This is a genomic window from Enterobacter cloacae complex sp. GYL001 (assembly GCF_049237125.1).
In the GTDB taxonomy this organism is placed as follows: domain Bacteria; phylum Pseudomonadota; class Gammaproteobacteria; order Enterobacterales; family Enterobacteriaceae; genus Enterobacter; species Enterobacter hormaechei_C.
The window spans coordinates 53,590-66,630 of record NZ_JBMKGW010000010.1; the positions used below are offsets into that span (position 1 = coordinate 53,590).

Consider the following 13,041-nt stretch of genomic DNA (forward strand, 5'->3'; position numbering starts at 1 on the left):
AGCGTAGCGCCACCGGGCGCATTTGTTACTGATTCCGCGTCGCCCTAAGCAGCGTCTCCAGCGGGTACACCGCCGCAATCACCACCTCGTCCTGGATCGTCGCCGCGTTATCCAGTTCGCTCTGGATCGACGCGATCTCGTTGTCGTCCAGCGTGCCCTGACGCGCCACCAGATCCGTCAGCCTCAGGCCAATCGAGGCCAGTTTATCCACCTCCTGGATCACCGGCTTAATGGCCTTCAGCTGATAGCTGTTTTCACTCAAGGCCAGCGCATCGCTGGTGTTGTTCTGCCAGCGGTTAAAGACGTGGCGCAGCGCGTCGGCGCTTTCCGTGTCTTCCGCGTCGCTCACCAGACGGTCCGCCCATTTATTCATCTGACGCACGGTCGCACTTTCCGCGTTTAGCGCGTCAGCGAGCCGGTTGAGCGGCTCAAACTGATGATAGTTTCCGGCCTGGAACTTAAGATGCTGGCGGGTGTAATACTGCGCCGGTTCAAGCGCCTGGGCGAGAATTTGCAGCGGAAGGGTATCCGCATTGTTGGCGAGGCGCGTGAACTGCACCTGCTGCTGGGTATGCTGCTGTAGTCCAGCCGACACCGTGGACCAACTGTCCATCGCCTGGAGCCGGGTATACATGTTGTCGATGTCGTTGACGTCCTTTGCCGACCATAGCCGCTCCGCCACCGCAAAGGCGCGCGGCCACAGACGGATATCCAGCACCGGCGCGACCACGTTTTCCGCCCACAGCGCGGCTTCACCGCCGAGCAGATTGGCCTCGTTCGCCGGGTCCGGCACCACCGGCGGTATGCCTTTTGGCACCGCGTCCAGACGCGTGCCGTCGATCGGGTAGCGGGCGTTACCCACCAGGAAATAGCCGCTGAGCTTATCGTTCTCAACAGAAACGACCGGACGCGTTTCACCCATCCAGGTATCAACGGTAAACGTTACCTGGTTGTCGTCCCGCCACTGAATGTTATCCACCGCCCGACGCGATTTCCCGGCAAAATCAATAAATCCACGCCACCCGGCATCGCCTTTCACCAGCGTAAAGCTGCCTTCCACCGGCTTGCCTTTCAGACGCGGCATGGAGAAAGCCCAGCTCTGGACGCTGTCGGTGTCCGCTATCACATCCACGCCGTTCAGCCCCTGCGGCACAATTTCATTGCGGTAGTGGTAGGCGGTGGATTGCGGCTGATCGAGGTAGAAACCGGTTGAGAGAATGCCCTTATAACCGTTCTGCGCCACCAGCCCCAGCGCGTCCTGTCCCTGCCAGGACTGGATCAGAATGCTTTTCGGCAGATCGGGATGGTAGATCTCATCCCAGCCAACCATCTGCCGGTGGTGCTTCTCAAGGATCGTCTCCAGCTTGCGGTTGAAATACGCCTGCAACGCGTGGCTGTCCGCCAGTTTGTTGTCGTGCATAAACGTCTGGATCGTAGCGTTCGCTTTCCACTGGCTGTCGTCAACCTCATCGCCGCCAATATGCAGATACGGATCCGGGAAGATCGCCGCCAGTTCGCTGACCATCGCGTCGGCAAAGGTATAAGTTGCCTCTTTGGTTGGATCCAGCACCGGCTTCAGCACGCCCCAGTGGCGCTCCATGGCGTAAGGCCCCGGCGCGCTCATCAGCTCCGGGTAGGCGACGGCAATCGCCGAGGCGTGGACCGGCATATCAATTTCCGGCACCACGCGTATGCCGCGATCGGCAGCGTAACTCACAATCTCGCGCATCTGCTCCGGGGTGTAGAACAGCCCATCGCTGGCAAGCTGGGTTAATTTTGGATAACGCTTCGAGGTAAAGCGCCAGCCCTGGTCGTCCGTCAAATGCCAGTGCAGGACGTTGAGCTTTGCCGCGGCCATGCCGTCGATCTGGCGTTTAATATCCGGAATCGGGAGGAAGTGGCGCGCCGAATCGAGCAGCAGCCCGCGCCACGGGAAGCGCGGCGAATCTTCAATGGTCACCCACGGGATCGAGGTGTTTTCGGCGCCTTTCTGCATCAGCTGAAGCAAGGTTTCCATGGCGCGCAGCGCGCCAAAGCGGGTGTTGGCAGAGATATTTACGCCGTTGGCGTCCACCGTGAGTTTATAGCTCTCATCGCTGTCCGGCAGCGGCTGCGGCTTCACCTTTTTGGCGATGGCGATGCGGATGGTCGGCTTGTCAGGTTTTTCGGCCTGCGGCTGTAGCGTCCAGCCGGTTTGCAGCGCAATGCGCTGGCGCAGGCGGTTGACCGCATCCCCCAGATCGTCGCCGCTGACGCTCACAGAGAGTTGATTGTTAAGCACCAGCGCGCCCTGAGTGGTCGGACTTTCAACCTTCGCAGGCCAGGGCATTAAGGGAAGGTCACCTGCCGGGGCGGCAAAGGCGGAGGCGCCGAGCATGAGCCCGGCGGTTAAGAGGCTGTACCGTAACATGAATGTTCCTTATCTGACGGGCCAAATACAGGCAAAACATTCTGTTAACATGCGCTCAAATTGTCGTCAAGCGAATGCGCCGACGGAGATCACAGGTTGTTGAATTTGGGAGGAAAGCTATTGCCCGGTGGCGCTGCGCTTACCGGGCCTACGTTTCGGGAGTAGGCCGGGTAAGGCGAAGCCGCCACCCGGCAAACATAATTTACTGCCACCCATACCGACGGCTATAGAACCCTTTCACCATCTGCGTCAGCACCATGTAGCCCGCGAGGATCGCCACCAGCCACGGGAAGTAGCTCAGCGGCAGCGCCTGAAGTTGCAGGTAGCTTGCCAGCGGCGAGAACGGCAGCGCGATCCCGAGCGCCATCACAATGCCTGTCATCACAATCAGCGGCCACGCGGCACGGCTCTGGATGAACGGAATGCGGCGGGTGCGGATCATGTGCACAATCAGCGTCTGGGACAGCAGCCCCACCACGAACCAGCCGGACTGGAACAGCGTCTGGTGTTCCGGGGTGTTGGCGTGGAACACAAACCACATCAGGCAGAAGGTCAGAATGTCGAAGATAGAGCTGATCGGCCCAAAGAACAGCATAAAGCGCCCCAGATCGGCGGGGTTCCAGCGCTGCGGCTTCTGGATCTGCTCGTCGTCCACGTTATCAAACGGGATCGCCACCTGAGAGACATCGTACATCAGGTTCTGGATCAGCAGGTGCAGCGGCAGCATCGGCAGAAACGGCAGAAACGCGCTCGCCACCAGCACGCTGAAGACGTTGCCGAAGTTGGAGCTGGCGGTCATTTTGATGTATTTGAGCATATTGGCGAAGGTGCGACGCCCTTCGATGACGCCCTCCTCCAGCACCATCAGGCTCTTTTCCAGCAGAATGATATCCGCCGCTTCGCGGGCAATATCCACCGCGCCGTCCACGGAGATACCGATATCCGCCGCACGCAGGGCTGGCGCATCGTTGATGCCGTCGCCCATAAAGCCCACTACGTGCCCTTCGCGACGCAGCAGAGTGACGATGCGCTCTTTATGCATCGGCGTCAGGCGGGCAAACAGCGTGGTGTGTTGGGCAAGCTCGGCCAGCTCATCGTCGGACAGGTGCTCAATGTCGCTCCCCACGACGACGTCGCCCGCGTCCAGGCCGACTTCGTGGCACACTTTGGCCGCCACCAGCTCGCTGTCGCCGGTGAGGATTTTGACGGTGATACCGCTCGCTTTTAGCGCTTTTAGCGCCGGCGCGGTGGTCTCTTTCGGCGGATCGAGGAATGCGATGTAACCTTCGAGGATCAAATCGGATTCATCGATACGCTGGTAGTCACCTTCCCGCGCAGGCAGGAACTTGCTGGCTACTGCCACCACGCGCAGCCCCTGACGGTTCAGGTTATCGGTGACGCGTTTGATGCGGCGCAGCATGGTCTCATCCAGCGGCACGATCTCGCCGTTATGGCGCACCTGCGTGGAAACATTCAGGATCTCCTGCAATGCCCCTTTGCAGATCAGCTGATGTACGTCCGCCTGCTCGCTGACCACCACCGACATGCGGCGGCGCTCGAAGTCGAACGGGATTTCATCCACCTTCTGCCAGCGACCGGAGAGCGTGCGGGCAGACTCCTCGTCCACCCCTTCCAGCACCGCCACGTCGAGCAGATTTTTCAGCCCGGTCTGATAGTGGCTGTTCAGCCAGGCGCTGTGGAGCACGCGCTCGCTGGTTTTTCCGGCGATGTCGGTGTGGTTCTCCAGCACGATTTTGTCCTGCGTCAGGGTGCCGGTTTTATCGGTGCAAAGGATGTCCATCGCGCCAAAGTTCTGGATGGCGTCGAGGTGTTTAACGATCACCTTTTGTTTAGAGAGTTTGACCGCCCCGCGCGCCAGCGTGGACGTGACAATCATCGGCAGCATTTCCGGCGTTAAGCCAACGGCCACGGAGAGCGCGAACAGCGCCGCTTCCCACCAGTCGCCTTTGGTGTAGCCGTTGATCAGCAGGACAATCGGCGTCATGACCATCATAAAGCGGATCAGCAGCATGCTGACGCGGCCAATGCCTTTCTGGAACGCATTCGGCTCGCTCTCCTGCTCGCTGACGCGTCCGGCAAGCTGTCCAAACCAGGTATTGCCGCCGGTGGCGGTGACAATCGCCTGCGCGGTGCCGCTGACCACCGTGGTGCCCATAAAGCACAGGGTGTCGCACTCCAGCGGGTTCATCTGCTGCGGATCGCGGGTCCGCGCTACCTTCTCTACGGGCAGGGACTCACCGGTGAGTGACGCCTGCGCGACGAACAGATCCCGCGCCTGGATGACGCGTAAATCCGCCGGGATCATGTCCCCCGCCGCCAGCTTCACCAGATCGCCCGGCACCAGCTGGTCAATGGGAAGCTCAATCCAGGCGTTTTCGCCGAGGTCGTTAATCACGCGCGACACGGTGGCGGTGTTGCTGACCATCGCTTTCAGGGCGTCCGCCGCTTTGGTGGAGCGCGCTTCCTGAATAAAGTTCAGCAGCGTGGAGATCCCCACCATCAGGGCAATCACGCCTGCGGCAAACAGATCTTCAGTGGCGTAAGAGATGATCCCGAGCACCGTCAGCAGCAGGTTGAACGGGTTGCGGTAGCAGAGCCACAGGTGGACCCACCAGGGAGAGGGTTTCTGCGCCGGGATCTGGTTATCGCCATGTTCCGCGCGGATTTTTGACACTTCTTGCGCGTTAAGCCCTTCCGGGTGGCCGCCAAAGGCGCGCCAGACTTCGTTTTCATCCATCGCCGCCACGTTCAGGCAGCGCTCGGTCAGGGAAGCGGGGATTGCCGCTCCCGCCATGGTGTTGGCATTTGGCAGCGGATCGCGCGCAATCAGGCGATGTGGCAGGTGACGGCTCAGCAGCGCTTGCAGCTGCCGGGTGATATTTTTCAGCATAGTCATTCCCCCGCATCCGCAAAGGCGGACGCAGTTTTCCCGCAGGCGTGGCAAAGCCGTACCTGTCAGGCACTTAATTTATCAAGCAGGAACGTATGAACGTTGCTGCCTCACGCCGGTGAGACAGCAAAAGGCTGGCTTACCGGAAAGAAGGTTTTCTCCTGGTCAGGAGAGGTGTGGGATCGGGATCCATGTGGCCTCCGGTAAGTAAAAAGTTGGGTATCGGCACGCAGTATAGTGATTTATCCATACCGTTTGTGACTAATCGGGCGGTATTATAACGCCCTGCAAATAAACCGAACGTAAACCAGACTTTGCCCATAGCGAATTCGCAGGATAGCATTAGGCTCAATTGATTATTTTATCGTTGTTACAGGGAATACAGCATGCAGAACCGCCTTACGATTAAAGATATCGCGCGTTTAAGCGGCGTGGGGAAATCGACTGTCTCACGCGTGCTGAACAACGAAAGCGGTGTCAGCGAGCGCACACGCGAGCGCGTCGAGGCGGTGATGAATCAGCACGGTTTTTCCCCTTCCCGCTCCGCGCGCGCCATGCGCGGGCAGAGCGATAAAGTGGTCGCCATTATTGTCTCGCGTCTGGATTCCCTCTCCGAAAACCTCGCCGTACAGACGATGCTGCCCGCGTTCTACGAGCAGGGCTACGATCCGATCATGATGGAGAGCAAGTTCTCCGCGCAAATGGTGGAGGAGCATCTCGGCATGCTTCAGCGCCGTAATATTGATGGGGTGGTGCTGTTCGGATTTACCGGCCTAAAAGAGGACGTGCTTAAACCCTGGCAGCCGTCACTGGTGCTGCTGGCGCGCGACGCCAGCGGGTTTGCCTCTGTCTGTTACGATGACGAAGGGGCGATCGTGATCCTGATGCAGCGCCTGTATGAACAGGGCCATCGGCATATTAGCTATCTCGGCGTGCCGCATGCTGACATCACCACCGGCAAGCGTCGCCACGAAGCGTACCTGGCGTTTTGTAAAAAACACAATCTCCCCGCCGTGGCCGCGCTGCCTGGTCTGGGTATGAAACAGGGATATGAACAGGTCGCCAGCGTGCTGACGTCACAAACCACCGCCCTGGTATGCGCCACGGATACCCTTGCATTGGGTGCGAGCAAATATTTGCAGGAGCAGCGCATCGGGGAACTGCAATTAGCGAGCGTGGGAAGCACGCCACTGATGAAGTTCTTACACCCGGAGATTATCAGCGTTGATCCGGGTTACGCCGAGTCTGGCCGGCAGGCTGCCGCGCAGCTGATCGAGCAGATTACCGGGCGAACCGAGCCCCGTCAGATCGTTATCCCAGCCCATCTCTCATAATTCTTTTGAATAGATTATTGTGATCTTCGCCCGATTTCGGGAACGTTCCCATTTTCGCCGTCACGTTGAAGGAGTAGGCTTGCGCACAGGTCATAACCCCTATCACCATCTGTCATGAGGTTTCATGATGAGTAAAGTCAAACAAACAGATATCGATCAGCTGATCGTCCTGGTCGGCGGACGCGATAACATCGCCACCGTCAGCCATTGCATTACCCGCCTGCGCTTCGTGCTTAACGATCCGGCCAAAGCCAACCCGAAGGCCATTGAAGAGCTTTCTATGGTTAAAGGCTGCTTCACCAACGCCGGGCAGTTTCAGGTGGTGATTGGTACCGAAGTGGGCGATTACTATCAGGCTCTGCTGGCGACTACCGGGCACTCTTCCGCCGATAAAGAGCAGGCGAAGAAGGCCGCGCGCCAGAATATGAAATGGCATGAGCAGCTGATTTCCCATTTTGCGGAGATCTTCTTCCCGCTGCTGCCAGCGCTGATCAGCGGGGGCTTAATTCTGGGCTTCCGTAACGTCATCGGCGATGTGCCAATGAGCGACGGCAAAACCCTGGCGCAGATGTACCCGGCGCTGCAAAGCATCTATGACTTCCTGTGGCTGATTGGCGAAGCGATCTTCTTCTATCTGCCGGTCGGGATCTGCTGGTCCGCGGTGCGCAAAATGGGCGGAACGCCAATTCTCGGTATCGTGCTCGGCGTGACGCTGGTCTCTCCGCAGTTAATGAACGCTTACTTACTTGGTCAGCAAACGCCAGAGGTGTGGAACTTTGGCCTGTTTACCATCGCCAAAGTGGGCTATCAGGCGCAGGTGATCCCGGCATTGCTGGCGGGCCTGGCGCTGGGCTTTATTGAGACGCGCCTGAAGCGCATCGTGCCGGATTACCTCTATCTGGTTGTGGTCCCGGTCTGCTCGCTGATCCTGGCGGTGTTCCTGGCGCACGCCTTTATCGGTCCGTTTGGCCGCATGATTGGCGACGGCGTGGCCTTCGCGGTCCGTCACCTGATGACCGGCAGCTTCGCGCCAATCGGTGCCGCGCTGTTTGGCTTCCTCTACGCTCCGCTGGTGATCACCGGCGTGCACCAGACCACGCTGGCGATTGATATGCAGATGATCCAGAGCCTCGGCGGTACGCCTGTCTGGCCGATCATCGCCCTGTCTAACATTGCGCAGGCCTCGGCGGTAACCGGCATCATCATCGTCAGCCGTAAGCACAACGAGCGAGAGATCTCCGTTCCGGCTGCCATCTCCGCTTACCTCGGCGTCACTGAACCGGCGATGTACGGTATCAACCTGAAATACCGCTTCCCGATGCTCTGCGCGATGATCGGCTCCGGTCTGGCGGGCTTGCTGTGCGGCCTGAACAGCGTGATGGCGAACGGGATTGGCGTCGGCGGCCTGCCGGGTATCCTCTCCATTCAGCCCGCGTTCTGGCAGGTATTTGCGCTGGCGATGGCGGTGGCGATTATCATCCCAATGGCGCTGACTACTGTGGTTTACCAGCGTAAGTTCCGTCAGGGCACGTTGCAGATTGTTTAATTCTCTCTTTCGGGGCGCAGTTGCGCCCCTTCGCATTTGCAGGAACGTACTATGAATACCCTTCCTCACTGGTGGCAGAACGGCGTCATCTATCAGATTTACCCAAAGAGTTTCCAGGACACCACCGGCAGCGGCACGGGCGATCTGCGCGGCGTGACGCAGCGCCTGGACTACCTGAAAACCCTCGGCATTGACGCCATCTGGCTGACGCCGTTTTATATCTCCCCGCAGGTGGATAACGGTTACGACGTGGCGAACTACACTGCCATCGATCCGACCTACGGCACGCTGGACGACTTTGACGAGCTGGTTGCCCGGGCGCATGAACGCGGCATCCGCATCGTGCTGGATATGGTCTTTAACCACACGTCCACGCAGCACGCCTGGTTCCGTGAGTCGCTGGATAAAGCGAGTCCGTACCGCCAGTTCTATATCTGGCGCGACGGTACGCCGGATACGCTTCCCAACAACTGGCGCTCCAAATTTGGCGGCAACGCCTGGCGCTGGCACGCCGAAAGCGAGCAGTATTATCTGCACCTGTTCGCACCGGAGCAGGCGGATCTCAACTGGGAAAACCCGGCGGTGCGCGCCGAGCTGAAAAAAGTGTGCGAGTTCTGGGCCGATCGCGGCGTGGACGGCTTGCGTCTGGACGTGATTAACCTGATTTCAAAAGATCAGGATTTCCCGGACGATACCCTCGGCGACGGTCGCCGCTTCTACACTGACGGGCCGCGCATCCACGAATATCTCCAGGAGATGAGCCGCGACGTCTTTACGCCGCGTAATCTGATGACGGTGGGCGAGATGTCCTCCACCTCGCTGGAGAACTGCCAACAGTACGCGTCTCTTGACGGCCGCGAGCTGTCGATGACCTTTAACTTCCACCACCTCAAGGTAGACTACCCCGGCGGCGAAAAATGGACGAAGGCGAAGCCGGACTTCGTGGCGCTAAAAACCCTTTTCCGCCACTGGCAGCAGGGGATGCACAACAAAGCCTGGAACGCGCTGTTCTGGTGTAACCATGACCAGCCGCGCATCGTGTCGCGCTTTGGTGACGAAGGGGAACACCGCGTGGCGGCGGCGAAAATGCTCGGCATGGTGCTGCACGGGATGCAGGGCACGCCGTATATCTACCAGGGTGAAGAACTGGGTATGACCAAACCGCATTTCAGCCGTATCACCGACTACCGCGACGTGGAAAGCCTGAACATGTTCGCCGAACAGCGGGCTAACGGTCGCGATACGGATGAACTACTGGCGATTCTGGCGAGTAAGTCACGCGATAATGGCCGCACGCCGATGCAGTGGGACGCCTCGCATAATGCGGGCTTTACCGAGGCCGAGCCGTGGATTGGCGTCTGCGACAACTACGAAACCGTGAACGCCCGCGCGGCGCTGGACGACCCCGATTCGGTGTTTTACACCTATCAGACGCTGATTCGCCTGCGCAAAACCTTGTCGGTACTGACGTGGGGAGACTATGAAGATTTGCTTCCGGATCACCCTTCCCTGTGGTGCTACCGCCGCCAGTGGCAAGGACAAACGCTGATGGTGGTGGCGAACCTGAGCCACGCGCGCCAGCAGTGGCAGCCCGCCCCCGTAGAGGGAGCATGGCGGGTGGCACTCAGCAACTATGAAGAGGTTCCCTTCCGACCCGATACGTTGCTATTGCGCCCGTTTGAAGCTATCTGGTGGGTGCAGGAATAAACCTCAGGAGATACAGCATGCTGTATCTCTTTTTTTATGTTTAGCGATACGCTAAATGTACGACGATAACTTTTACAATATGGCGCACTCAAAATAAAAATAGCCTGCCAATTAAATAACCTCGGCAGGATATTATGAAAAAGATAATTATTAAAGCAACGTGTATTAGCGCATTATTATTGAGCACACAGGGATGGTGCGGGAATACGTCCGTCGACCTTCGCTTTGGTCATAATACGCGCTCAGACGTAAATGATTCACGCATTAAGGTCATGCATCAGGCGAATAACGGTTTTTACTTCTCCGTTGAAGCCGCACAAAACCATAATGATACGTTTTTTGGTGATACCGACAGATATAATCCCGACGACAAGGGGTTAACGGAAGCGGCACAGGAAATCGAAACGCGCTGGCGTTTTGATCTGGGAAATGGTTTCGCCGTTGCGCCTGGCATGGTGACGGTTTTCACCGCCAGCAATACGCATTACCGCCCCTTCATTCAGGGCTGGAAAGCCTTCGATAACGGTCTGAATCTCTCCGCCCGTTACCGCTATAACACCGTCAATGACGCGCACAGCGATAAAGAACTCGACGGCAGCGGTTATACTCGCCGCCAGTCACACCAGTTCGACATTTGGTTCGCGTATAACATCGGCAAATTCGGTATGTCCTATAACCCGCGCTTTCGCTGGCAGGATAACGTCGATCAGGGAACCGGGGATGACACCTACTGGGAGCATACCGTCGCGTTCAACTACAAGCTCGACGATGGCTGGACGCCATACGTCGAACTGGTTTCACTGGATAAAACGTACATCAATAATGACGGCAACCATGAAAATGATTATGCCGTACGTCTGGGAATAGTGAAGCAGCTCTGACGGCCTGACTACACCGTATCGTGCTGTAGCAGCCTACAGCCGATACGGTCCACGGCGCTTAACAGTTCAAGCTGCCCTTCCCGCTGATACAGCGAAACCGCATTAATGTCGATTGGTAACGGCCAGCATAGCGTTGAGATCGACGCCAGTGTCGACCCCTGACGGGTAATCGCAATAATCTTCAACCCTTTGCGCAGCGCGTTACGCGCCATTTCAATCAGCGACTGCGTCTCCCCGGATTTACTGATCAACACCAGCGTCCCCTTCGATACGCGTGTCAACTGGTGCATGTCATTCAAAATAAGGTGCGGCAGGCTCGCCAGCGACAAAAAGCGCGACAGGTAGTTGAGGCTGGTGAGCGAGGCTCCCCGTGCGTAAAGATAGATATGGCTGGAATGCGTAAGCAACCTGGACACGTCTGTCACAATATCATCCGGCTGCGGCCCCACGTCGGGTGTAGCAGGTGCAGGTGTAAAATGGTCGCGTAAAAAACGGTACCGAAGCTCGGTATAGCTTTTATAGCCCATTTTTTTACATACACGATTAACGGATGTTGTCGTGGTAAAGGTATCACGGGCAATCTCTTTTGCCGATATATTAGAAATATTACACGCATGATGCTGAATGTATTCAAATATCAAACGTTCACTTCCCTGGAATGAATTCATCTATTACGCCCCGTTTAATCCCGAGATGATATTAACACAACAGAGAAATAGTCTCTGGAAGGCGCTTCACACATTGCATTTACGCGTATCACGATACGTAATTAGTATTAGCAAACATTAAAAACTGTTTTAGGTTCTCTTTATACTTCCCCTGTTTTCACATCCAGGGAATTATGACAATGACGAAACAAAAAGTTGTCGCGGTAACGGCCTGCCCGACAGGTATCGCACACACCTTTATAGCGGCGAATAAAATTATTGCATGGGCTAACGAGCACAATATCGAGGTAAAGGTCGAAACGCAGGGCAGCGACGGCGTTAAAAACCGCTTAACAAAACAGGATATCGCCTCCGCCACGGCCATTATTCTGGCAACCGACGTTCCCATTCAGGATGCCGAGCGTTTTGAAAACATTCCTCACCTTCAAACCCGCACACAAGAGCTGATCAAACATACCGATCGCTATCTGCGTCAGGCGCTGGCAAAGGAAAAAAACGTCACCACTGTCGCACAAGAAGACGATCTTCAGCGTTCGGCTTACCAGATTTTTATTGGCCATATTATGGCGGCCATCAGCTATATGCTGCCGGTGGTGGTGATGGGCGGGCTGATGATGGCGACGGCCAAAATAACCGGGCAGTTTATTAACATCGAACATTCGCCGTTCAGCGTGCTGGATAAAGTGGGCTTTATGACCATTAAGTTCATGTATCCCGTTTTTGCGATGTATCTGGCGTTTTCCATTGCCGGTAAACCGGCACTCATCCCCGGTCTTATTGGCGGCATCATGTCAGACGAAGTCTATAAGCGCTTCTTTGATATCGAAGGCTTTATGCCATCCGGCTTTTTCGGCGCCATTGGTATCGGCTTTTTTGTGGGCTATCTGGTGCGCTGGCTCAATGATTCGATTCACGTCCGCCAGCAGCTCACCACCATTAAAACCATGCTGCTCGTCCCGCTGATCACCGGCATTACGCTGGTGATGGTCATGGAATATTTGATTAACCCGATTTTTGGCTCGCTTAACCAGCTGATGGTGGTCTTTTTTACCTCGGCAGGTGACACCGGGCGCGGGTTCTATTCCGCGATGATCGCCGCGGGCACCGCGTTCGACCTGGGCGGTCCGGTCAACAAGGCGGCAGGCTCGGTCGCGCTCGGCCTGAATGGCATGAGCGAGACGTTTGATTTAACCGCCCGCGAACTCTCCATCGTGATCCCCTCCATTGGCGTCGGCTTTGCTGCGTTCCTCAACGGCCGCTTTGGATTACCGGATGTCTTTAGCCAGGAAGAGAAAACCGTCGGTAGCACCTCGTTGTTGCTGGGCGTGATTGGGATCTCCGAAGGCGCGATCCCGTTCATCCTGAAAAACCCACGTCTGATCCCGGTGTTCATGACCGGTGCCGTCGCCGGCGCGCTGGTCGCCATTACCCTTGGCGTGAAGCAGACGCTGCCTCTGCCAGCCGTCTGGGGCTGGCCGCTGGCAACCAACGTGGCGGGCTACCTGGCGAGCGTCTTTATTGGCGCACTGATTTGCGCCCTGGGCGTGCTCTATGTCAGCCCAAAGAACGCCAGATAAGGGGAAC

General features: G+C 57.1%; 8 protein-coding genes. 5 read left to right on the plus strand and 3 right to left on the minus strand.

Translation table 11 applies throughout. The features are described from left to right. Nucleotides 1–25: 25 nt before the first annotated feature. Together ACOTWU_RS17020 and mgtA are read right to left on the minus strand one after the other, a co-directional pair. Nucleotides 26–2,410, minus strand: a complete 2,385-nt coding sequence (locus ACOTWU_RS17020) for a beta-N-acetylhexosaminidase (protein ID WP_421625787.1) — start codon at nt 2,408–2,410, stop codon at nt 26–28. Nucleotides 2,411–2,612: 202 nt separating this feature from the next. Then, the gene (gene mgtA, locus ACOTWU_RS17025; protein ID WP_126498733.1) at nt 2,613–5,321 is read right to left on the minus strand and encodes a magnesium-translocating P-type ATPase; all 2,709 of its coding nucleotides are present in this window, start codon (nt 5,319–5,321) and stop codon (nt 2,613–2,615) included. Nucleotides 5,322–5,707: 386 nt separating this feature from the next. Between mgtA and treR the strand changes: the two genes are divergently transcribed. The 4 genes from treR (at nt 5,708) to ACOTWU_RS17045 (ending at nt 10,789) form a co-directional block, all read left to right on the plus strand. Continuing rightward, complete coding sequence (treR, locus tag ACOTWU_RS17030) at nt 5,708–6,655, plus strand: trehalose operon repressor TreR (RefSeq protein ID WP_017383908.1); 948 nt, start codon at nt 5,708–5,710, stop codon at nt 6,653–6,655. A gap of 127 nt (nt 6,656–6,782) precedes the next feature. Then, nucleotides 6,783–8,201: a PTS trehalose transporter subunit IIBC gene (treB, locus tag ACOTWU_RS17035; RefSeq protein ID WP_020480548.1), complete on the plus strand. Its 1,419-nt coding sequence runs from the start codon at nt 6,783–6,785 to the stop codon at nt 8,199–8,201. A gap of 51 nt (nt 8,202–8,252) precedes the next feature. Continuing rightward, nucleotides 8,253–9,908 (plus strand): alpha,alpha-phosphotrehalase, encoded by a 1,656-nt coding sequence (treC, locus tag ACOTWU_RS17040; RefSeq protein WP_421625788.1) that lies wholly within the window; start codon nt 8,253–8,255, stop codon nt 9,906–9,908. Between the two features lie 134 nt (nt 9,909–10,042). After that, the gene (locus ACOTWU_RS17045) at nt 10,043–10,789 is read left to right on the plus strand and encodes an oligogalacturonate-specific porin KdgM family protein (protein WP_017694639.1); all 747 of its coding nucleotides are present in this window, start codon (nt 10,043–10,045) and stop codon (nt 10,787–10,789) included. An 8-nt stretch (nt 10,790–10,797) separates the two neighbouring features. Here the strand turns inward: ACOTWU_RS17045 and ACOTWU_RS17050 are convergent, their stop codons facing one another. Continuing rightward, a complete protein-coding gene (locus ACOTWU_RS17050) occupies nt 10,798–11,457 on the minus strand; it encodes a MurR/RpiR family transcriptional regulator (protein ID WP_015572516.1) in 660 nt (219 codons plus the stop codon). A 179-nt stretch (nt 11,458–11,636) separates the two neighbouring features. Between ACOTWU_RS17050 and ACOTWU_RS17055 the strand changes: the two genes are divergently transcribed. Next, complete coding sequence (locus ACOTWU_RS17055; protein WP_126498734.1) at nt 11,637–13,034, plus strand: PTS fructose transporter subunit IIC; 1,398 nt, start codon at nt 11,637–11,639, stop codon at nt 13,032–13,034. Nucleotides 13,035–13,041: the final 7 nt, after the last annotated feature.